This is a genomic window from Campylobacteraceae bacterium, assembly GCA_013215945.1.
Taxonomy (GTDB): domain Bacteria; phylum Campylobacterota; class Campylobacteria; order Campylobacterales; family Arcobacteraceae; genus NORP36.
In genome coordinates this window covers 65035-88102 of sequence record JABSOM010000012.1, presented here as the reverse complement: position 1 = coordinate 88102, position 23068 = coordinate 65035, and the positions used below count along the sequence as shown (strand labels likewise).

At 26.8% G+C, this 23068-nt stretch carries 18 protein-coding genes; 15 read left to right on the top strand and 3 right to left on the bottom strand.

All coding sequences use genetic code 11. The features are described 5' to 3' along the window. Positions 1–130 precede the first annotated feature (130 nt). The gene (upp, locus tag HRT41_12585) at positions 131–754 is read right to left on the bottom strand and encodes a uracil phosphoribosyltransferase (GenBank protein ID NQY24861.1); all 624 of its coding nucleotides are present in this window, start codon (positions 752–754) and stop codon (positions 131–133) included. 140 nt (positions 755–894) lie between these two features. Between upp and HRT41_12580 the strand changes: the two genes are divergently transcribed. The 5 genes from HRT41_12580 (at position 895) to HRT41_12560 (ending at position 10592) form a co-directional block, all read left to right on the top strand. Then, complete coding sequence (locus tag HRT41_12580; GenBank protein ID NQY24860.1) at positions 895–2133, top strand: uracil-xanthine permease; 1239 nt, start codon at positions 895–897, stop codon at positions 2131–2133. A 538-nt stretch (positions 2134–2671) separates the two neighbouring features. Continuing rightward, on the top strand, positions 2672–2953 hold the full coding sequence (locus HRT41_12575) for a hypothetical protein (GenBank protein ID NQY24859.1): 282 nt from the start codon (positions 2672–2674) through the stop codon (positions 2951–2953). A 13-nt stretch (positions 2954–2966) separates the two neighbouring features. Further along, positions 2967–3341 (top strand): hypothetical protein, encoded by a 375-nt coding sequence (locus tag HRT41_12570; protein NQY24858.1) that lies wholly within the window; start codon positions 2967–2969, stop codon positions 3339–3341. Between the two features lie 969 nt (positions 3342–4310). Next, positions 4311–9566 carry a hypothetical protein gene (locus HRT41_12565; protein ID NQY24857.1) on the top strand — a complete coding sequence of 1752 codons (5256 nt, stop codon included), beginning with the start codon at positions 4311–4313 and terminating at the stop codon, positions 9564–9566. Beyond that, the gene (locus HRT41_12560; GenBank protein ID NQY24856.1) at positions 9567–10592 is read left to right on the top strand and encodes a hypothetical protein; all 1026 of its coding nucleotides are present in this window, start codon (positions 9567–9569) and stop codon (positions 10590–10592) included. A gap of 298 nt (positions 10593–10890) precedes the next feature. Here the strand turns inward: HRT41_12560 and HRT41_12555 are convergent, their stop codons facing one another. Continuing rightward, positions 10891–12066: a PLP-dependent transferase gene (locus HRT41_12555; GenBank protein NQY24855.1), complete on the bottom strand. Its 1176-nt coding sequence runs from the start codon at positions 12064–12066 to the stop codon at positions 10891–10893. A 591-nt stretch (positions 12067–12657) separates the two neighbouring features. On the opposite strand from HRT41_12555, the gene HRT41_12550 reads away from it, so the two are divergent. From HRT41_12550 to HRT41_12530, 5 genes are all read left to right on the top strand, one after another. Then, positions 12658–13026 (top strand): VOC family protein, encoded by a 369-nt coding sequence (locus tag HRT41_12550; protein ID NQY24854.1) that lies wholly within the window; start codon positions 12658–12660, stop codon positions 13024–13026. A gap of 130 nt (positions 13027–13156) precedes the next feature. Next, on the top strand, positions 13157–14179 hold the full coding sequence (locus HRT41_12545; protein ID NQY24853.1) for an aminotransferase class I/II-fold pyridoxal phosphate-dependent enzyme: 1023 nt from the start codon (positions 13157–13159) through the stop codon (positions 14177–14179). 791 nt (positions 14180–14970) lie between these two features. After that, positions 14971–16299: a DUF1800 domain-containing protein gene (locus HRT41_12540; protein NQY24852.1), complete on the top strand. Its 1329-nt coding sequence runs from the start codon at positions 14971–14973 to the stop codon at positions 16297–16299. A 4-nt stretch (positions 16300–16303) separates the two neighbouring features. Further along, the gene (locus tag HRT41_12535) at positions 16304–17455 is read left to right on the top strand and encodes a DUF1501 domain-containing protein (GenBank protein ID NQY24851.1); all 1152 of its coding nucleotides are present in this window, start codon (positions 16304–16306) and stop codon (positions 17453–17455) included. Between the two features lie 28 nt (positions 17456–17483). Beyond that, complete coding sequence (locus tag HRT41_12530; GenBank protein NQY24850.1) at positions 17484–17984, top strand: YajQ family cyclic di-GMP-binding protein; 501 nt, start codon at positions 17484–17486, stop codon at positions 17982–17984. 21 nt (positions 17985–18005) lie between these two features. Here HRT41_12530 and HRT41_12525 read toward each other — a convergent pair whose 3' ends face one another. Then, positions 18006–18545 (bottom strand): cytochrome P460 family protein, encoded by a 540-nt coding sequence (locus tag HRT41_12525; protein NQY24849.1) that lies wholly within the window; start codon positions 18543–18545, stop codon positions 18006–18008. 170 nt (positions 18546–18715) lie between these two features. On the opposite strand from HRT41_12525, the gene bluB reads away from it, so the two are divergent. The 5 genes from bluB (at position 18716) to mtnK (ending at position 23043) form a co-directional block, all read left to right on the top strand. Further along, positions 18716–19396: a 5,6-dimethylbenzimidazole synthase gene (bluB, locus tag HRT41_12520; protein NQY24848.1), complete on the top strand. Its 681-nt coding sequence runs from the start codon at positions 18716–18718 to the stop codon at positions 19394–19396. Positions 19397–19417: 21 nt separating this feature from the next. After that, positions 19418–20074: a response regulator transcription factor gene (locus HRT41_12515; protein NQY24847.1), complete on the top strand. Its 657-nt coding sequence runs from the start codon at positions 19418–19420 to the stop codon at positions 20072–20074. After that, complete coding sequence (locus HRT41_12510; protein NQY24846.1) at positions 20067–21248, top strand: HAMP domain-containing histidine kinase; 1182 nt, start codon at positions 20067–20069, stop codon at positions 21246–21248. Before HRT41_12515 ends, HRT41_12510 begins: the two co-directional genes overlap by 8 nt. Before the next feature lie 98 nt (positions 21249–21346). Next, positions 21347–21757 (top strand): response regulator, encoded by a 411-nt coding sequence (locus tag HRT41_12505; GenBank protein ID NQY24845.1) that lies wholly within the window; start codon positions 21347–21349, stop codon positions 21755–21757. A 53-nt stretch (positions 21758–21810) separates the two neighbouring features. After that, positions 21811–23043 carry an S-methyl-5-thioribose kinase gene (mtnK, locus tag HRT41_12500; GenBank protein ID NQY24844.1) on the top strand — a complete coding sequence of 411 codons (1233 nt, stop codon included), beginning with the start codon at positions 21811–21813 and terminating at the stop codon, positions 23041–23043. Positions 23044–23068 lie beyond the last annotated feature (25 nt).

Below are 23068 nucleotides of genomic sequence, written 5' to 3'. Positions count from 1 at the left end.
TTTATGAAGTATAAAATAAAAGAAGATATTTTACCTTGATTTAAAACATGATTTTAGCTTATTTATTATAAAAATATAATAAATTAATATTAATTGTGTTAATTAATATTAATTTTATATTTTGAATTATTTAGTCGTTCGTATTAAACGCTCTATCCCCTGCATCCCCAAGACCAGGTCTGATATAGTTATTTTCATCTAAACGCTCATCAATTTGTGCAATATAAATATCTACATCAGGATGTGCTTCTTGCACTTTTTTGATGCCTTCAGGAGAACCAAGAACATTTAATGAAATAATTCTTTTTGGATTTTTCCCTTTTAAAAAATCAATTCCATCTATTAAAGAACCCCCAGTTGCAACCATTGGGTCAAGTAATAAAACAGTTCTTCCTTCTAGGTTTGGAATGTTTTCATAAAAAAGTTTTGATAAAGACGTTTCTTCATCTCTTTTCATCGCTAAAAATCCACTTCTTGCATAAGGAAGTGTTTTTAAAATACCAGTTAACATAGGTTCCCCAGCTCTTAAAATAGGAACTAAAACCAGCTTTTGTACTTCAATCATTTGTACATCTAATGAACCTTGCCAAGTATTGATATTTTGACTTACTGTTTCAAAGTCACATAATGCTTCTGCTGCAATTATTCTTGATATCTCTTCAATAGTCATTCTGAATTCATTAGAAGCAGTTCTTACATCTCTTAAACGGTTAACTAAGTGTTTTACAACAACGTTGGTACTCTCTTGATACATATTTATTCCTATTCTTCTTTTCTATCTTCAAAAGAAGATAAATTATTTAATTTTCGTATTATACAATATAAGCCATTAATGCTAAATACTTTTTGAGAAAAATTTGCTATAATTTGAAAACTCAATAAAAAAGGTATAGTATGGAAAAAACCGCCTACAATTTTAGATTAAAAGACAGCTTATTAGGTTTACAGTTTCTTTTTGTTGCATTTGGAGCGCTTGTATTAGTTCCAATTTTAACGGGACTTGATCCCAATGTTGCACTGTTTACAGCAGGACTTGGAACTTTGATTTTTCAAGTAGTAAATAGAAAAAACGTTCCCCCAATTTTTTTAGCATCTTCTTTTGCTTTTATTGCTCCTATTTCTTATGGAGTACAAAAGTGGGGTATTGCTGGAACAATGTCTGGACTTGTTGCTGCGGGAATATTTTACGTAGTACTTTCATTATTAATCAGATTAAGAGGAAGTGGTTTTATTCATAAATTATTACCTGCTATTGTTGTAGGGCCTGTAATTATGAGTATTGGTCTTATTTTAGCACCCGTAGCTGTTAATTTAGCAATGGGAAAATCAGGAGATGGGGCTTTTGTTTTAGTTCCACAAGATCAAGCTATGATTATTTCAATGTTGGCTTTATTTGTTACTATTTTTGTATCTTTAATGGCAAAAGGTGTACTTAAACTTATTCCAATTTTATTAGGAATTTTAGCTGGATATGCTGCTTCTTTATATTTTGGGTTGGTTGATTTTCAAACAGTAGCTGATGCACCTTGGTTTGCAATGCCTGCTTTTGTAGCACCTGAATTTAATTTAGAAGCTATTATTTTTATCTTACCTATTGCTATTGCACCTGCTATTGAGCATATTGGTGATATGTTGGCTATTTCAAATGTAACCAAAAAAGATTATTTAGAAAATCCAGGTTTAAAAAATACTCTTTTAGGAGATGGATTAGCAACATCAGCTGCTTCTTTATTAGGAGGTCCTCCAAATACTACGTATTCAGAAGTAACAGGAGCAGTTACACTAACAAAAGCGTTTAACCCAGCCATTATGACTTGGGCAGCACTAGCAGCTATTGTACTTGCATTTGTTGGTAAATTAGGAGGAATTTTAGCTACTATTCCAACACCAGTAATGGGTGGAATTATGCTTTTATTATTTGGTATGATTGCTAGTATTGGAATCTCTACTTTAGTGAAAGACAAACCTGATTTTTCTTGCCCAAGAAACATGGCGATTATCTCAATTATCCTAGTATTTTCAATTGGAGGAATGAATTTTAATTTCTTTGATATTGCATTTTCAGGAATTGGATTAGGTGCTATTATTGGTATCGTTCTAAACTTGGTTTTACCACAGCCAAAACCAGAATAAATAAAAAGAAAGATTTTCTTTCTTTTTATTCTTTTTATTTAAAACCATCTTCTTTTATTCATCCACTTTTTTTCTCATCCCTAATCCGCCATTTATATTTTCTAAATATATACTAAAGATAATCAAATCTAATGAATAACTATATTCACAAAAGTTCATAATTATAGAACTCATGAAAGCTAGCGCATTCGTTTTTTTTCTTCTTTTATTGGAAAGAAGAAACAAGAAAGCAACTGACGGTTGTTGAAGGCTTACAGCTTCCCTCACTTATTATTTTGTGTTTCTGCCTTGCAAAACTCTCTAAAACGTGCTAAAGAGCACGTTTCTTAACGTTCAGACAGTTTCAGGCTGTTTCGAAACAAAAAATAAACGCTCGGCTTCAACAAAGGCAGAAACACGCTCCACGTTTTATAATAATTGATTTCTTTTATAGATAGTTATATTATAAAAAATTGAGATTCATTTTTTTTGCTGTAAGTTTTTAATGGATTATTAATATAATAAAAGATATTATTATATTAATAATCTAAGGAGTTCTATGAAAACAGTAACCTTACATGCGCCTCCTTTTTTTTGGGGAGACGAAGTTAAAATAGAAGAATACTGTGGAAATGCTCTGAAAGTGAAATTATCATTTGATACAGATTCATCGACACCTGCTACATTTACCGTCCGTGTCCATTTACCAACTTCATTTATTCCTATTGAATTTGTAGCTCCAGCAAGTAAAATTATAGATATTCCAGAAGATTGTTTTCATTTACGGGTAAGTTTAAAAAGTCATTTCACAGGACAAATAGTCACTTGTCAAATAAGCTAAAAGAAAGGTTTTTATGAAAATATTATCTACATTACTTATTGTTAATATATATTTATTTTCTTCAACAAATACATTTTTTACTATTGAAAATAAGATAGCTTTAACTTGTGAAGATGCTGAGAAAATTACGTTAAAAGATAACTCAATAAAATTTACTTATAATAAAAAAGGTCGAAAAAAATTAAATGATATAACAGAACATATCAATTCTAGACTTGGATTAATAGTAGAAGATACTGTGATTTTCTTTGACATAAGAATAAGAGAGAACATGGCAGAAGATAATAAACATAATACTATAACTTTTTCTACTAAAAATAAAGATAGTGCAAAACTTTTTTTCAAAAGTTTTGGAAAATGTAAAAATGGTAAATTTGTTAACGAATAATATCATCTAGATACGAGTTTACCTAATTAACTAAATGCTTAAATGAGTAAACTGTTACTAGCATTCCCCAAAATAAACACTCGGCTTCAACAAAGTCAGAACTATTCTCCACGTTTTCCTGTAAAATATTTTCTCTTTTTCTTGAAGGTAAAAATATAAGAAATAAATAAATCAAAGAGAAAAACTACATTCTCAACAGCTCTTCCCCTGACTTTGAGAAAGCTAAATCTTTTATTTTTTAGCGGAGAAAGGTGAAAACTGTTTGAGCGTTAGAAATGTGCTCTTTACCACGTTTTAGTGAGTTTTTGAGCCTCGCTAACAAATAAAAATATTTAGGCACCCGAAGGGCTTTATCATCTCGTCAGTTGCTTCTTTTTGTTTCTTTTTCTGACAATTAAGAAAAAGAAAAAAGCGCAAAGGTTACTTGTAAGAGCTCTTTAAAAAAGTGGAGATTCATTCTCAGGGGTGTAAATTGAATTATTAGAAATAATAAAATTTGTTAAATCTGTGACGCAAACTGTGACAGGTTTTTTGTATACTTTAAAATAAATGAAAATTAATATATTTTCTTAAGAAAAATAATGTGGATTTACCAAATTTTTTTATAGTTAAAGATACAAGTTGTCCATATAACATCTATATCTAGAGGTAAAATTACATTTAAATTTTAAGATAAATAGTACTATAATTTATTTTAAATTATAAAGTACTGTTTTTAGGTACTTATTATGTTTATAAAAAGACATTTAAAGTGTCTTTTAATAATAGGTGTATGGAAAAAATGAACATAGTGTTCCATGAATAAATAGTTAGATTAAAGTTTACATAAAAATAGTGAATAATTAGAAGAAAGAGAAAATCAAATCAATCTTTCTAGAATGATTAAGAAAATAAATTATGCATATAATAATTTAAATAATTAGTAATATTAAAAACATATTAAAAATATTTAGATATAAAGAGAATAAAATGAAGCAAATAAATATTAATAACAAACTTTTAAATAATAGTGAGAATTTACAAATACAAAATTATCATAGAATAATTTCTAATATAGTAGATCAAATTTCAGATAAAGGGAATAATATCTTAAATATAGTTTTTGATAGTTCTAAAGAAAGCCCTATTGAATTTGTTCATCCTCTATTTATTATTTTACTATTAAATTTATATGATGATTTTGAAATAAACGAAAGATATAAAGAACAAAATATAAAGATAACAATTGATATAAAATCTTTAGAAGAAAAAGTTCAAAAATATATTTTAACTTATTTAACACAGTTTATTGATTGTGATATAGTGGAGATTGCGCAAATAGGCCTTCTATATACGGAAGCTCTTATATATGGACTTGAGCAAAGTAATAAATCAGGAAAAAGTAAAATACTTTTACATACAACTGTAAAAGGTAATAATGATAATAATAAAGATAATAATTTAACTCTCTTAAAAGAACAAGAATATAATTATTTACCAATTGTTAAAATCACTAATAATAATATAGATATTGACTTCATATCAAAAGATTATTGGATAACGAATAAAACTACGAATAAAAAGGAACTAGTAAATAACGAGAATAGAAAGCATTTTTATAAAAAACTTCAAAGAGAAACAAAAGAAAATGGTATTTATAAGGATAAGAATGATAAATTATTTACAGATATATTTGTAACATATTTAGCTATAACTGATAATAAAGATGATTCAATTAATGGATTTAAAGATATTTTGCTAGAAATGATAGATAATATACAAAAACATGCAAAGTATAATAATAAACTTGCAAATGGACATATCGCTTTTTATAAAAATTCTCATGATCAACAAAATGAATTCATAGTGTGTGATGATTATAGTGAAGGTTTTCTAGAAACTTATTTAAAAACTATGAAAGATGAAAAAGAAGAAGAAAATATATCAAATACTGAAGCAATTGAAGAGTATGACAGTATTATTAAAGATTTAGAGAATAACAAGAATATAGAAGTTTTAGAAAAAATATTTAGCTTAGATTATATTTTTGCAATTCATAAAAAAAGGATAAAAAAACATTTTGGATTCCCTCTTTTACTAAAACTATTAGCCCAATTAGATAAACATAAAAATCAAAATAAAACCAAATTAACTGTTTATGTACACAGAAAAATGAATACATATCATATAGTAGTTCAAAATGCAAAGGTATATGTTACAGAATTAAAGGGTATATGTATAAAAGGTACATATATTCATATATCTTTTCCTTTTGGTTCAAAAATTAAGAATGATATTTTTAAAAATGAAGTGTTAAATGTACATACTTACGATTATAGAACTCACTTTATTAATAAAGAAATAATTAAAAAGTCAATTAAAAGTTTTATACTAATAAACTATACACAACTTATAAATAAAGAGTTACCAAAAGAAATAGTGAAAGATAGAAAAGAAGAAATGTCTTTATATCTTAAATATGATAAAAGCAATATTATTAGTAATTTTTTAAGATCTATTTATTCTTATGCTTATATACATGAAACTTCTATCAAAGATATTGTGGTACTTGATTTTCCAATTAAAAAACAAATTAACTATTTAGAAATTTATAGGGATACCTCTTCTTTAAAGAAGATATCTAATATATTATTTTTAGATAATACTTTTCCTAGAGCTATGTTTATTGGAGGAAAATCTGAAAATCAAATGTGTTTAATTAACAATATGTTATGTGAAACATTCAATTATGATAAAACAAATTTTTTAAAAAATAATACTTCCTGTGATGAAAAAATTAATGTTAATACAAATTTATTTTATAAAGATAAAGATAAAGATTTGTTTATTCCTTTAGAATTATTTTTACCATATAAAAATAAAGAAAAAAACTATACAGGAATGATTGATAATTATCTTGAATTAAAATCAAATTATGAAAATATACATTTAGATACAAATAATAATTCTCATTTAAAAAAGTTTTATTATTTTAAGCATATTTTTGAAGATTCTACATGGGTTAATAGAATATCTTTTGATTTAGCATTAAGAATAGAAAATGATTTTAATATTGATAAAATTGTCTTTATTGGTATTGAAAGATATTCATCCTTAATCTTATCTATTGTTAAAACAATATTGAGCAAAGATATTTCTACTTTTATCATTGAAGATCTTAATAATAAAAATATTGAACAATATGAGAACTTTAAAATATCGAATGAGAATAAATCTTTTATTATATTTTCACCTGTTACCGTATATCCAGATAAAATAGAAAGATTTATAGAAAATGTAAATTCATATTTTTATTGTTTTCTTAAATTAAAATATGAATTTAAAAAAGAATTAAAATATGATTGGACTTCTCTCTTTGAAAAGAATATTAATAGTATTATAAGTAAGGCAGACAATTGTGACGATTGTAACGGAGGGATAGAAAAACCTTTATACAAAATAGATAAAGACAAGTATAACATACAGAATTTTTTTAAATATCAAGTAGAAGTAAAGAGAATAGAAAAGAAAAATGTTTCTTGGATTAATGCCATAGAGTTTGGGCACACTAAACGAGGTAGAAATCATTACTTATACTACATTAAAACAGTTCAATTCTTAAAAAATAATATAACTAAAATTAAATCTTATTTTAGTGAAAAATATATATCTAATAGTTATGATAAAAGTAAAATACCTGTTATTTTGTCTTCAAATCACGATTCTAATAGTGATTTTATATCAATAATTGATAATATCATATTTGAAAATAATGCCATTATTCATTCATTTAATTTATTTAATAAAGAACAAAATATACATTCTTTGGAAAAAATAAAAATAAAATATAACGCTAATCCTGAAAAGTATGAATTCTTTTTTATTGATGATGTAATATCTTCTGGCGCTACATTAGAATATTTTTACCATATTTTAAAATATATTTCAAAAGAAGATAAATTTAAATCTATTTTTTCATTGGTTGACAGAACAGATGAAAATGAAAAACTTTTTATTTTAAGTAAATACTATAATAATTATTTTGCATTTTTTGAACTTCATATAAAACCAATTAAGATAGGTTTTGAAGATTGTTATCTGTGTGAAAGAGAAAAAAACTTAAAAAACTTAATAGATAGTTCATCATTGGTATTTATTAAGAATAAGTTAGAAAAAAAAGCTGAAAACTTAGAATTGAAAATTTTTGAAGGAATTGAGTATAAAAGTATTGAACAGGTTGAAGATTTTAAAAACTATTTGAAAATGCATGCTGTTGAACATATTTATAAGAGAATATCTATTTTTACTGATATTGAGGATGAAATGAGTATATTCATTAATGATGTGGAAAAATATTTTGATGAATATTATTTAAATTCTTCAGGCTTAACTAAAGAAATAAAAAAGATTATTAAATTTGAAGCAAAAATTGCATTTATTAAAACATTATCATTTCCAAAAATATCATTTATTGAAAAAATTAGAGAACTTGTTCATTTCTATATAATAAAAGAATTAAAGAATTTTATAATTGAAGATATTTCAACTAGACCACATAAAGTCAAAACACCAACTATAAATTTAATAGTTGAAGAACAGGAAATAAATAATATTAGAAATAATTTTATTTGCATTGAAAATATTGTAAATTTTTATGAAATTAAAAGTAAAACAAATATAGATTATTTCAATTTTTTAATATCAACAGCTAGTTACCTAAATGTAAATTATATTATATCTCTTGAAATGATAACTTTTTATCATAAATTAACTAAAAGAATAAAATACAAAGTAAGCATATACTCTAAGTATAAAAGACTATTGACTATCTATCCAATTGCGGTAAAAGTAGTTACATCTTATAGTAAAGAAAAATCACTATATTTTAATATGTCATTAAGAGATTTTTTTAAAGATTATCCTCTACAATATAATGGATATTATTCACGTATATTTGGACTATTTGTTGAAAACACAAAATATTTAGAATCATATAAAAACAAGTTTTTGTCAAAGGAAATTAATTATAATAATGAACTAAATGATGTATTAATAATCTTAAGAAAAGAAATGTTAAATTTCTTAAAGGAAATTATTATTAATAAAAAAATAAGTTTTTTTATTGACACAAATCAGAATATATCTAATATAAATTTGGTAGATATTTTTAACAAATATGATGAAAATGAAGATGAAAATGTGAATTTAATATATAAGGGCGCAACAATTGATTCTGACAAATCTGAATACGATATTATATTAAAAGATAAAGGAGAAAATAAATATAATATTTGGTGCAATTTTCATAAAAACTCTAAAACATATATTAGGATTACACAAGATTATTGTCCTTTAGGCATAGTAGTAATAGAACACGATGATGATCTGAATAGTCATTTATTAATTTCACGTAAGTTATTGATGGTTCAAAATAATATAATAGATTTCTTTCATAAACATTTACTGTTAGCAAAAATTATTGAAAGCTATATTGAGGTAGAAAACAATAAACAAGAAAAAATATTAGCTCAAATGAAGTTAGTTGAAAGTGAAAAAGAGAAAAAAATACTTTCTTCATATCTTAGTAATTATAATCATAATATTGGAGGAATGCTTAATTTTAGAATAATGTTAACTCAAAAACTTAGCGATCATGATATCTTTCCAATTAGAAATAATAAAGAGATACTTAAAACTGAACTTCAAAGTTTATTAATAAATATTAATGAATTAAAAGATTACGCCTTTGGGTTACCATATATAGCTGAAGTAGCACAAATTGGATATAAAGATAACAAAATTGATTTTAGTAATTCAGAAGATTTTTTTATGATTGCAAGAGAAATGAGAGTAGATATTTTGAAGTTTTTAAACATTGCATATATTTCTGGAAATTCAAAAATTTCTAATGAAACAATTAACTATAAAATTATCATAAATGATATAGATTGTTATAAAATATCAGGGGCGTTAGTAGAAAATATAAGAAGTATTATTTTTGAGCTTTGTTACAATGCCGGAAAATATAATAATTTGCTAAATAATGAAACTTGCATAATTAGAATTTTCTTAGATCCAATTGATAATAGTATAAATATTTTAAATAACAGGAATAAAAAAGATTTTAATAAAAAAAATAAAATTGGATTAGAGTCTATAAATAAATATTTTAATAAAATAAAACATGAATTAGTATCTTATTCCAATATGGATAATGACTTTAAAATTATAATAAAAGGATTATAAATGTGTAGTGTGGAAAGTAATAATATTAAAATATTAATTGTTGATGATAATTTCAATAATATAGTTGAAATGAGGAAAGGATTAGAATACTTTGATATTGATCCTCTTAACATATATCCTGACAAGTCTAAATTACGATCTTTCAGTAATAAGATAAGAGAATATGCTACTAATAATCAATCTTCAAACATATTCAGAGAACTTAAAACAATAATAAAAGATAAAAAAATTGACCTATTATTTTTAGATTTAAATCTTACCTCTGATGAGAATCCAAAAGAGACGACAGGTGAAGAAATTATAGAATTATTTATGAATAGCAATGAACAATTTTTAATTAATATACCAATTATTATTGTTTCAATGTATTCAAAAGAAGAAATAAGAGAAGGTTCTCCTAAATTAGTTCCATTCTTACATATTAAAAAAGAAGATAATGGGTTTGATAGAGAAAGGTTTATTGAACATATAAAAAATTCAAAATTAGATGAATACTGGAAGCTTTTAATTCAAAACTATAGAAAAATAAGAGAGAGTATAAAATATAAACAAGATTTAGAATATATTAAATATAAGTTAGAAACTTTAAACTATGAAGATAAACTTAATCAAGTTATAGAAACTATGAATACAATTAATGAAAAATCACTAGAGGTTAATGAAAAGTTACAGACTATAGAATTATTTAGTAAATCAATAGTTAAAGTTCTCCCTGAATTAGCAAATAAAGCAAATATTAGTAAAGTAATTAATTCATTAAAGGAAGATGGTTTAAAAGATATATTAGGTGCAGAGTTCCCTGATGATCTAAGAAATTCTATTTATAAAAAGTTAAAAGGGATAGTAAATAAAAAAGGAGAAGATTCTGTGAAAGATTTATATGGGGAAATTAAAGATGTTGTTAAAGATTATATATCGGATGGAGCGAATATTGAAACAGGAGATAATATTGTTGAAAAAACTGGAAAATTGACTGGGTATTTATATGGGAAAACAGTTGAATTACTAACTACCGGTAAAGTATAGTAACTATAATAATAATTGACATCTCGAGGATATTAAGATCCTAAATAGAGCATATAAAAACAAAAATGTAAGGTTGATTATGTGCTTGAAAATTTATTTAAAATAAATAAATGGGGCAGGCACCATTAAATCAGAAAAATTAAAGGTGCCTGTCCTCTTTAAATTCCCTTTAAAAAAATCTGGTGACCGTATACCTAATTGACAAAGTGGTTAAATTAGGTATACGGTCACCCGAACTTCCCAATAAAAAATGGAAATTACACCCCAGGGGTAGGAAATCCACTTTTAAGATAAAAACTTAGGCTTCCTCTAATCCTGTTAAAAAATCACTTTTAATTAAAGTAAAGGCTTCTATTCCCAAAGATACTCTAATCAAGGTATCTTCTATTCCAAGCTCGAGTCGTTCTTCTTTAGTTAAATGGCGATGAGAAGAGATTGAAGGTACAACTACTAATGTTGAAACATCTCCTAATGTACTTCCATAAGGGATATCCTTTGCAGCATTAAGAAAGTTATTTACATTGTTATAGTCACCTTTTAATACAAAACTAACTATTGTGCCAAAATTACCTTTTAGCATTGTTTTTGCCAGTAAATGTTCAGGATGCGAGGCAAGGCCTGGATAATAGAGTTTGGAAATTTTTGGATGATCTTCAAGAAGAGCTGCCAGTTTAGCTGCATTTCTTTGTGCTTCTTTAAATCTTAAATCAAAAGTATGTAATCCTCTCTCAGCTAGCCAACAATTAAAAGGGTTAGAATTAAGTCCAAAATTTGCAATAAGCTCATCAATATCTTCAAGAAGTTTATCGTCATTTGAGCCAATATATCCTAAATTTAAATCACTATGTCCTGATAAAATTTTTGAAACAGAATGCATTACTAACGTAGCACCATGGTTTAAGGGTTTATATCCTGAAGGCGTTGTAAAAGTATTGTCTACCATTATTAAAGCAGATGATTCTTTCGCTACTTTTACCAATTCATCAAAATAGGTAATTCTAAGTAGAGGGTTTGATTCGATTTCTACTAAAATAATTTTGGTTGAGGGGGTAATGGCTTCAGCAAAAGTGCTAGGGTCAGAAGAATCAAAAAATTTAGTTTCAAAACCCATACGAGGAAGCATTTTTGTAAGCATTTTTAAAGATTGCCCATATAGCTGTTTTGAAGCAGCTATTGTATCCCCTTTTTTTAGTAAAGCTAAAAAGACACAAGACAATGCAGACATACCAGAAGCGGTAATAAACCCACCTTTGGCATCTTCCAACCAAGAAATCTTTTCTGCTAAAATTTTAGCATTAGGATTTGCATATCGGGCATAAGAAAAGCCTTCAATTTTTTTCTCGTTTAAAGCTTTTACTTGTTCAATATTTTCATAATGATACATTACAGATGCAGATAAAGGTGTACTAAGTGGAATACCTTCATTTTCTGGTATTTTGTTTCGCCTTACAATTGTGCCCTTGCTTTTCTTCATAATATTTACCTTATTTTATTATTTAGAGATACTCATAAATTAAAGTAAATCAATAATTTATTTATCTAAATTACAAATAAATTATAGGAAAATGAAACTTAAACTTATTGTATATATTCATAAAATCATGCTTAAATTTTATATTTTAAATCCGTTTATAATATAACTATTTTGTCGGAATTTTATGATAATTTAAATATAGGAAGATAAATATTTTTATTTTGAGCTTATTATTTTTTTGATTCTAGTAGTCTGAGAAAAGTAAGGGCAAAAGTTGCAGCCGCAGCCCTTACAGTTACACATAAATGTGCTCGAGCAGTATATCTAAAAAGATTAAATAAGTCTCTTTAATAAAGTAAATTCACAGCCCTAAGAATGAATCTCCACTTTTTTATAATATAACTACTCTTTAAAGAGCTCATACAATTAAGCTTTGCGTCTTTTGGTCTTAGAATTCTGTGACAGTATGCTTAATTGCTAAGTGCTTAAATATGTATACAGTCCTGCGAACTTCGTGCAATAATATTTTGTAGTTATATTTAATAAGGAGTAGAATATAATCTCTTATATGATTTTATTAAAGGAAATACGATGCCTAGTAAAAATATTAATAGTGTTATCTCTGTTCTCCCCGTAAAGAACTTCGAGCTTGCCCTTGAGTGGTATCAAAAGTTGTTTGAACGCGAGCCAGACCTTGTGCCTATGGAAGGTATTGCAGAATGGCAACTTCTAGAAAACGCGTGGATTCAAGTTTCAATCGATTTAGAGCGTGCAGGCAGTACAACAGTAGTTATTGGTGTAAATGACCTAGAAGCAAAGTGCAAAGTTTTCTTGGACGCTAATTTGCCCATTGGAAAAATTGTAGAGTACCCAGAAGTTATCAAAATGGCAGAAATAATTGACGAAGAAGGAAACAAAATTTCTTTTGTTCAGGACATTTCCAATAATTCAGGTAATTAACAAAGCAAATTTACACCCCTGAACATAAATCTCTACATTTCAAATATACAATATTTTTGTATTAAGATTAACATATGATTAATGTCCCTTCTGTATACTGAACTTTCAATAGAAAAATTAAGGAATAAAAATGCAAAAATACGGTTTTTTAGATGATTATAGTGAAGGATGTCATCCAAATATTCTTGCAGCACTTTCAAAAACAAATTTAATGCAACAAGCAGCCTATGGTTTTGATGAATATAGTATAGAAGCAAAACAACTAATAAAAAATAAAATGAATAATCAAGATTCAGAAGTTTTTTTTGTAACTGGAGGAACCCAAGCAAATATTATCATCACTTCCTCAATATTACATTCTCACGAAGCAATTATATCTGCGGATATAGGGCATATTTTAGGAAGAGAAGCGGGTGCAATTGAAGCAACAGGACACAAAATAATTTCAATGCCATCTGAAAATGGGAAACTTAATATTCATAAAATTCAATTAGCTTTAGATAATCACTCTTTTGTACCTCACATGGTTAAACCGAAGTTAGTTTATATCTCAAATGCAACAGAAATTGGGACTATTTATACAAAAAAAGAACTTGAAGAAATATCAAAATTTTGTAAAGAAAAAAAATTATATCTTTTCTTAGATGGGGCAAGATTAGGAGCATCTTTATGTTCAAAATATAATGATTTGACATTAGAAGATATTTCTAAGTTAACAGATGTTTTTACTATGGGTGCCACCAAAAATGGAGCATTATTTGGAGAAGCAATTATAATAAATAATTCATATCTAGCAGAAGATTTTAATATAAACATTAAACAAAAAGGTGCTTTACTAGCAAAAGGACGTACCCTTGGTATTCAGTTTTTAGAATTGTTTAAAGATGATTTATATTTTGAATTAGCAAAAAAAGCAAATGATTTAGCTCTTAATATTTCAAATGCTTTTGTTGCAAAAGGATATAGATTATTAGATAGCACGCAGACAAATCAAATCTTTTTGATTTTACCAAATAGTTTAATTGAAAAATTAGAAGAGAAGTTTTCTTTTTATATATGGGAAAAAGATGATGAAGAACATTCTGTTGTCCGTATGGTGACTTCTTGGATAAGTGATGAAAACAAAATCAATGAATTAATAGATTCTGTTTAAATATAACTACAATTATATTAAATAATTGTAGTTAAAAATTTACACCCCTGAGACAGAATCTCCACTTTCTTATAATATAACTATTGTTTTAAAGAGCTCATACAAAGTACCTTTGCGTTCTTTTACTTTTCTTTCTTGAAAGAAAAGTAACAAAAGAAGCAACTGACGAAATGATAAAGCCCTTCGGGTACCTAAATATTTTTATTTTATAACTAGCCTGCGGAACTCGTTAAAATGTGCTAAAGAGCACATTTCTGACGCTCACACAGTTTTCACCTTTTCCCGCTAAAAAATAAAAAGATTTAGCTTTATCAAAGTCAGGGGAAGAGCCTTATAAAAGATTATTTTATTTAATATTACTTCATATTCTTTTATCTAACTATCTATAAAAAAAGAAATTTATAATGTTACGTGGAGCGTGTTTCTGACTTTGTTGAAGCCGAGTGTTTATTTTGTATTTCGGAAAAAACTGAGGACTGTTTGACCGTTAATAAAGGTGCTTTAATGCACATTTTAGGGAGTTCCGCAAGTTAGAAATATAAAATGATAAGCGAGGGTAGCTCCGCCTTCAACAACCGTCAGTTGCTTTCTTGTTTCTTCTTTTCAAGAAAAGAAGAAAAAAAACGAATGCGCCAGCTTTTATGAGCTCTTAAAAATCATCCTTTTATAAGTATCGCCCCTGTGAATCAATCTCCACTTCTCGAAGATACAATACTTCTTTTATTCCTACGATTAACATTAAGTTAATATAGACATCTTATAATTTTCATATATAGATATTAAGGTCAACAATGAAATTATTGTTTTTACTAATAAGTTTTATTTCTCTTTCTTTCGCATTAAGTGTGGATGAGAGTAAACACTTATTAAATCGTACTTCTTTTTCTTATACCCAAGCAGACTTAAAATTGTTTCAAGGTTTTAGTAAAAAAGAAGCGATTTCTTTTTTGATACATTCTGCTAAAGATACTAAGACTTTGGCTATACCACAAGATTTAAAAGAAATTTCTTTGCCTCTTAAGAATAGAAAGTCTCTTTCACGCGAAGAAAAAAAAGTATTAAGAAAAGCGCGTGTGAAAAAAATGAAAGAACTTCAAATGTGGTGGTATGAAATGATGCTTCAACCCCAACATTCATTTAGAGAAAAAATGACACTGTTTTGGCACAATCATTTTGTTAGCTCTTATAAAGTAGTTAAGAACCCTTATTTTATGTACAAACAAAATCAACTTTTTAGAGAAAATGCCCTTGGTAATTTTGATACTTTTTTACATAAAAGCTCAAAAGATTTGGCCATGCTTATTTATTTGGACAACAACTCGAATAAAAAATCCCATCCCAATGAAAACTATGCCAGAGAGCTCTTAGAGCTTTTTACTTTAGGGGAGGGATATTACTCTGAAATGGATATAAAAGATGCAGCAAGAGCATTTACTGGCCTAAGAGTTAATAGAAAAAAACAAATAACAGTAAAAATAAAAAAGTTCCATGATTTTGGATCCAAAACCTTTTTAAATCAAAGTGGAAACTTTGATGCAAAAGATATTATTGATATTATTTTAGAACAAGATCAGATGGGAATATTTATTGTTTCTAAGTTGTATAAAGAGTTTATAAGCGAAGATATTAATAAAACGTTCGTTAAAGCTTTGGCTAAAGACTTTAAAGAATCTTCTTATGATATATCTTTATTAATGGAGAGTTTATTATTAAGTGATGATTTTTGGAATATGAACAATAAGAGTATCAAAAGCCCAAGTGAATTAATGATTGGGCTTATTAAGAACTTAGATATTACTGTAAGTACAAAAGAACTTCGTTTTTTAATCAAATTTGGAAAAAGTCTGGGACAAGAATTATTTAACCCCCCTAATGTTAAAGGATGGGCAGGTAATAAAGCATGGATTGATAGTTCTTCTTTTGTTTTAAGACAGAACTTTATTAAAAAAGTTCTCAATAGAAAACTAAAACCTAAAAAACTAAAAGAATTAGCTATTAATAATTATGAAGAATTCCAGGCATATTTTTATCCTATAAAAAGTAAAGAAGAATATGTTTTTAAAAACAATAAAAAATATTTCTCTCTTCTTTTAACAAAATCTATTTATCAATTAAGGTAAAAGCATGAAAAGAAGAAACTTTATTAAAAGCTCAATCTTAGCAGCCCTTGTATTATCTCTGCCTACTTCTTTTATGGCAAGTCCTAACAAGAAAAAAACTTTAGTTCTTTTAGAGCTTAATGGGGGAGCTGATTATTTAAATATAATCATTCCTTATAAAGAAAAGAACTATTATGATTTAAGACCCACTCTTGCATTAAAAGAAAGTGAGTATTTAAAACTTACTGAAACGTTAGCTATTAATAAAGACTTGGATTTTCTTCATTCTTTGTACCAAAACAATGATATGGCAATAATCAATGGTTTAGGATATAAAGATCCAAACTTATCTCATTTTAGAGCTATTGAGATTGTAGAAACAGGAAGTAATAGTAATGAGTATTTAGAGGAAGGGTGGTTAAGTGATGTTTTAGAAAAAGAAGAATTATCTAAACAAAAACCAGTACATGCAATTGTATTTGGAAAAAGAAAAAAAGGCCATCTCTTTTCTAAAAACTTAGATGTATTACAAATGAAGAACATAAGTGCTTTTTTAAAAGAAGGCTCAAAACTTAACTTTGATATTCCTTCTAGTACGCAAGATGCTACCTTGGGGTTTTTATACAAACAAAAAAAAACAATTGAGCGTTCTTTGTTTAGTGTTAATAAGTATGCCAAAGATGTAAGTGTTACTATTGAGTTTGAAAACAGTGATATCTCAAATTCTTTTAAAGAAGCAGTGAAAATTATAAAATCTCCTATGGATATATCTGTGATTAAACTCTCACAAAAAAGTTATGATACCCATGCCAATCAAAAAGAAAATTTATCTCTTTTGTTAAAAGAATTAAATGCAGGCATTAAGAGTTTTGTTAACGAGCTTAAAACTGAAAATATTTTTGATGAGGTATTATTTCTTACTTACAGTGAGTTTGGACGACGTGTCAAAGAAAATGGAAGTAAAGGCAGCGATCATGGAACAGCTACTTTTTCTTTTGTAATAGGAGGAGGGGTTAAGGGAGGTTTGTATGGAGAGTATCCTTCTTTAACAAACTTAAAAAAGAATAACTTGATTTATACAACAGAGTTCAAATCTTTTTACAATACGCTCTTAAGTAAATGGTTTTTACATAAAAAGAATCGTTTTAATGCTTATGACATAATAACTTTCATATAATCTAAGAAAATAATATACAGGATAGATTATGGCAACAAAAGAACACCAATTTGATGTTACAGCAAAATTAGATTTTCAAGAACTAAAAAATGCTATTGTACAAGCACAAAAAGAAGCAAACACCAGATATGACTTTAAAGGTGGAAGTAAAGATATCGAATTTAGTGAGAGTGCTAAAACAATTACTCTTATTTCCTCAAGTGATAATAAAGTAGATGCTTTATATGATATCTTATTATCTAAGTTAAATAAAAGAGGAATTCCTATTAATTCTTTAGATGAGCCAAAAAAAGAAGACAGCTCAGGGGCTAATAGAAAGTATACTTATCCTTTAATTGATTCTATTCAAAAAGATGAAGCAAAAATCATACAAACAGAAATTAAAAAATTAAAATTAAAAGTAAAATCAGTTAATCAAGGGGACGAAATAAGAGTTACTGGTAAAAATATTGATGATTTACAAACTGTAATGACTCATTTAAGAACCTTGGACTTAAAATCGCCATTAAGTTTTGAAAACTTCAGATAAAACAAAATGAAATAGCTAAAACTATTTCATTTTTTTCATCATTTTTTTGTCTTTCATCATTTCCATTTCTTTAACTAAAGTAATATCTGCATTTGCCATTTTATTGTGTGCAAATACTAAATCATTTCCAGAAGCACTGTTATGACAACCAATACAACCACCTACTTTTCCAGCAAGGGCGTCTTTTTTAGGACTTTGGTGTAAGGTTCCATCTGCTTTATATTTAACCCAAAACCAATCGTTATTTTTAGGATCATAACCGTCTTTTTTAATCATAACCGTTACTGCTTTTAAATATTTAGCTCGGTTTTGTTCTACTTTTTCAATAGTGATATCTTTTCCACCATAGTTTCTTTTAATAATGACTCTTTTTCCATCAATAGTACTTTCAAGCACTTCTCTTACCGGACCATGAGGAGGGCCTCCTAAATACAAGGTTGCTGGAATTTTATTTAACTTGGCTTTTTCTAATTGCATCCATAACATTTGTGAATATTTCACATCTTTATCACTTCCAAATGGCTTATCACTCATAGAAGCTGCAAAAGAAAGTGAGCTCATACAGGCAACTAATACTAAGGTTTTTAAAAAACTGTTTTTCATTATGTATCCTTTTATATCCAAATTATAGGAGAGTTTTGTTAAGCCTTTGTGTACATTTTTTTAACACTTTGATACTTTGTCTTTAAATTTTTTCTGCTACAATCTTAAACAATTAAAGGAAGATGTTTATGGAAATTACTCAAGAAGAAAGAGATGCTGTTTACAAAACTATTTATACAAGAAGAGATACTAGGTCAGAATTCTTAGATGAAGAAATTGATGATGAAGTTATAAAAAGACTTTTAGATGCAGCCCATCATGCTCCTAGTGTGGGTTTTATGCAACCTTGGGATTTTATTGTTATTAAAGATAAAAAAATACGCCAAGATATAAAAGATGGTTTTGAGACTGCTAATAAAGAAGCTTCTTTATTGTTTAAAGGTGAAAAACAAAAACAATATAAAAAACTAAAACTAGAAGGTATTACTGATGCACCTATAGGAATTTGTATTACTTGTGATCGTTCGCGCTCTGGGGATGTAGTACTTGGGCGAACTACAAATAAAGAAATGGATTTGTACTCCTGTGTTTGTGCCGTTCAAACCTTGTGGTTAGCTGCTAGGGCTGAGAATTTAGGTTTGGGATGGGTAAGTATTATTCATAATGAAACCTTAAAAGATATACTTGAGATTCCTTCTGATATTGATGTTATTGCTTATTTATGTATTGGAAAAGTAAGTTATTTTCATGACAATCCGGAATTAGAAGAAAAAGGTTGGTTAAAAAGAATGCCTTTAGAAGAAGTAGTACATTATGATAAATGGAGCAATAAAAACAATACACGCCCAATAAACAAAAAACAAGTATAATACAATAAATAAAGGTGGGATATGAAAGTATTATTACTTGAAGACGATTTAGCTCTTAGCGATATTCTTTATGATCATTTAGAACACAATGGTTTTGATGTTTCTTTAGCAACATCAGGCGATGAAGCGCTGGAATTTTTTGTAGATGAAGTATTTGATTTTGCAATTATGGATATTAATACTCCCAATATGACAGGACTTGAAGTTCTTAAAATCATAAGAAACGATTACAAACTAAAAACACCTGTAATAATGATAACTGCGTATCAAGATACCAAACATTTAAAAGATGCTTTTGAAAATGAAGTCGATGATTATATAAAAAAACCCTTTGATTTAGAAGAATTTGATCAAAGAATAAACAGAATTTGCAGACATTTTGCTTTAAACCAAAACAATAGCTTGGATTTAGGTGGTATTATATTTAATCCAAATGAATGTGAATTAATCATCAAAAACAAAAAAATCTCTCTTGCAAAAAAAGAGAGAGATATTTTACGTTATTTTGTAACCCATAAAAGTAGGGTGATTTCTTCTGAAGAGTTATTGCAAAATATTTGGAAGTATGACGAACAGCCTACTGATGCTACCATTAGAGTGTATATTAAAAACTTAAGAGAATTATTAGGAAAAGAGAGAATTACAACTATTAGAGCACTAGGATATAAGTTTGAATAAGGACGAAAAAAAAGCACTTATTAGTTTTTTATTAATTTATGTAAGTTCAACAGTGCTTTTTATTGGAATAATGCTGTATTCATATTATATCAATGAAGTAAAAAATTTGGACAAACAATGCAATATGATAATGAGTACTGCTGCAAGTAAAATCAAAACAGATATTTTAAAATCCCATATGGATCATATTGCTTATGTTCCTTCAAAAGTTAAAAACAGAAGTATTAATTATGGTTTATTTGATAAAAATCAAAATATTATTTTCTCAAACCTAGAGTCAAATGAGATAGATTTCACAAAAATAGTACATTATAATGGAGAGTATAATTTTCATATTTCTACTTTTGAAGATAAATATGAGAATAAAATTAATATTAAATATATTGTTATTGAAACCCAACAAGGTTATTCAGATAAATGGAATTTAAAAATACTTACCTTAAGTATTTTGATTTTTTCTGCTGTTTTTATTTTAATAATTGGCTATTTTTTATCCAAACTTTTATTAAAACCGGTACGTGAAAAGATTTTACATATGGACAATTTTATTAAAGATTCTGCCCATGAGTTAAATACTCCAATTGCTGTATTATTAACGTCTGCCTCTACCTTGAAACAAGGAAGAAATACTGAAAAAATGCTTCAATATATGATTTCTTCTGCTAAACAAATATCTCATATTTACAATGATATACATTTTTCTGCTTTTAATGAAATTGATGAAGATTTGAATCAAGACTTTGATTTGTCTTTAATGATTAAAGAATCGGTGGGTTATTTTAATGATATTGCGCTTACTAAGTTAATAATAATTGAAGTAGAAGCCCAAGAAACAGTTATTTTTATGGATAAAAATAAAACGCAAAGAATAATAAACAACCTTTTATCCAATGCCATTAAATATTCGAAAAAAGATTCAAAAATTTTGGTTAAACTTAAAAAAAATATTTTAACTGTTGAAGATTTTGGTATAGGTATTTCAAAAGAAGATCAAAAAAGTATTTTTAAGAGATATAAAAGAGGAAATAACATAGAAGGTGGTTTTGGAATTGGGCTTGATATTGTTTGTAGGGTGATTCATGAATATAATTTATCGTTAAATCTTGAGTCAGAACCTAAGGTCGGTTCTACGTTTATTGTGGATTTTTCAAATGCAAAACAAATAAACAATTAGTATAAAACTAAAATCTAAGTTTCAAGTATTTTTTTCTAAAGATATGTTACACTTTATTAAGAAGTATTTTAAATTTATCTAAATAAAAAGAAGTTTTAATGAATGATTTAAAAGAAAATATGAAATATCTTAAAGATATTTCGATTTTATATGTTGAAGATAATGAAGACATACGAAATGAAATTACCTACACCCTTGAAAGTAAAGTAAAAAAACTTTTTGTTGCCTGTGACGGAAAAGAAGGTTTGTCTTTATTTAGAAGTTCTACTCCTGATTTAATAATCACGGATATCTCAATGCCACACATGGATGGCATAGAAATGTCTCAATGTATAAGAGAAGAAAATACTAATGTTCCTATTGTTATTATTAGCGCATATAACGACAGTACTTACCAACTTAATGCTAAAAAAGCAGAAGTAAGTGAATTTTTAACTAAACCACTTGATTTAATAAAACTTTACATTACTATAGGCAAATTAGCAAAAAATATAATTCTTAAAAATTAAAACCTTATAGTCTAAAAAAACCTAAATAAAACACATTCATCAAAGGAAAATATTTGAAATATAAGATATTGAATAAAAAGAATATAGAAGAATATTTAATGAGTATAAAGAATATAAAAGAATACTTTGCTGGTGATGATCTTTTTATTGATGAAATTGGTAATGGAAATTTAAATTACGTTTTTATTATAAAAAGCCTTAAAGATAATAATAAAGCACTTATTTTAAAACAAGCGGTTCCTTATTTACGATGTTTGGGAGAAGATTTTCTTTTAGGGCGAGAAAGAATGACTTATGAAATAAGAGCATTAAAACAATTTAGAAATAATACTCCTTTACATATTCCTTTTTTATACGATTGTAATGAAAATATGTCTACTGTTATTATGCAGTATTTAGAGGATCATATTGATTTAAGAGAAGGGTTGATTCAAAAAAACACCTATCCAAATTTTTCAGAGCATATTTCAAGTTATTTGGCAAATAATTTATTTAAAACATCTTCTTTATATTTAAGTTCAAAGGAAAAAAGAAACTTACTTGGACAATTTAATGGAAATGCAGAACTGTGTAAATTAAGTGAAGATTTTATTTTTACTTTTGCTTTTATGGAACATGAAACAAATGATAGGTTGTCTAAAAATAGCGATGATTTTAAGGCGTTAATAGAAGATACTGTTTTTAAAAAAGAAGTTCTTGCTTTAAAATATAAATTTATGACTCAAAATGATGCTTTGCTTCATGGAGATTTTCATACTGGTTCTATTATGATTAATGAGAAAGAAACCTTTGTAATTGATCCTGAATTCTCTTTTATAGGGCCCTTTGGTTTTGATATTGGTGCTTTATTTGCAAATCTTTGTACTTCTTATGTATCGCATGTAATACAAAAAGCTTCTCCTTCTTATTTGGAGTATTTATTACAAAACCTTAGTGAGTTGTTAGAAAAATTTGAAGAAAAATTTCTAAACTTATGGATAAAACAAGAAGAATCTGCATTACTTAGAAAAGGTTTTATTAGAAATGAAGAGATGCTTTCTTACAAAAAAGAGTTTGTATTAGGAATCCTTCGTGATTCTATTGGTTTTGCAGGATGTAAAATAGCAAGAAGAATATTTGGAGCTTCTGGTGTGCTTGAAATCAGAAATATAAAAGATGAAGTGCTTAAAAAAGAAGTTATGCACATATGTTTAAATATCGCAAAACGTTTTGTAAAAGAAAATAAAAAACTAAGTTCAATACAAGATGTGTTTGCGATAATAAAAGAAGAAATAAAACCTTCTTAATCTTAATAAAGAGCTATTCTTTTAG

Bases quoted from the DNA above. Each gene is read 5' to 3' on its own strand.
- HRT41_12565 (NQY24857.1), top strand. From the start codon at position 4,311: ATGAAGCAAATAAATATTAATAACAAACTTTTAAATAATAGTGAGAAT.
- HRT41_12580 (NQY24860.1), top strand. From the start codon at position 895: ATGGAAAAAACCGCCTACAATTTTAGATTAAAAGACAGCTTATTAGGT.
- HRT41_12540 (NQY24852.1), top strand. From the start codon at position 14,971: ATGAAATTATTGTTTTTACTAATAAGTTTTATTTCTCTTTCTTTCGCA.
- HRT41_12560 (NQY24856.1), top strand. From the start codon at position 9,567: ATGTGTAGTGTGGAAAGTAATAATATTAAAATATTAATTGTTGATGAT.
- upp (NQY24861.1), bottom strand. From the start codon at position 754: ATGTATCAAGAGAGTACCAACGTTGTTGTAAAACACTTAGTTAACCGT.
- bluB (NQY24848.1), top strand. From the start codon at position 18,716: ATGGAAATTACTCAAGAAGAAAGAGATGCTGTTTACAAAACTATTTAT.
- HRT41_12505 (NQY24845.1), top strand. From the start codon at position 21,347: ATGAATGATTTAAAAGAAAATATGAAATATCTTAAAGATATTTCGATT.
- HRT41_12515 (NQY24847.1), top strand. From the start codon at position 19,418: ATGAAAGTATTATTACTTGAAGACGATTTAGCTCTTAGCGATATTCTT.
- HRT41_12530 (NQY24850.1), top strand. From the start codon at position 17,484: ATGGCAACAAAAGAACACCAATTTGATGTTACAGCAAAATTAGATTTT.
- HRT41_12545 (NQY24853.1), top strand. From the start codon at position 13,157: ATGCAAAAATACGGTTTTTTAGATGATTATAGTGAAGGATGTCATCCA.
- HRT41_12535 (NQY24851.1), top strand. From the start codon at position 16,304: ATGAAAAGAAGAAACTTTATTAAAAGCTCAATCTTAGCAGCCCTTGTA.
- HRT41_12570 (NQY24858.1), top strand. From the start codon at position 2,967: ATGAAAATATTATCTACATTACTTATTGTTAATATATATTTATTTTCT.
- HRT41_12555 (NQY24855.1), bottom strand. From the start codon at position 12,066: ATGAAGAAAAGCAAGGGCACAATTGTAAGGCGAAACAAAATACCAGAA.
- HRT41_12575 (NQY24859.1), top strand. From the start codon at position 2,672: ATGAAAACAGTAACCTTACATGCGCCTCCTTTTTTTTGGGGAGACGAA.
- HRT41_12525 (NQY24849.1), bottom strand. From the start codon at position 18,545: ATGAGCTCACTTTCTTTTGCAGCTTCTATGAGTGATAAGCCATTTGGA.
- HRT41_12550 (NQY24854.1), top strand. From the start codon at position 12,658: ATGCCTAGTAAAAATATTAATAGTGTTATCTCTGTTCTCCCCGTAAAG.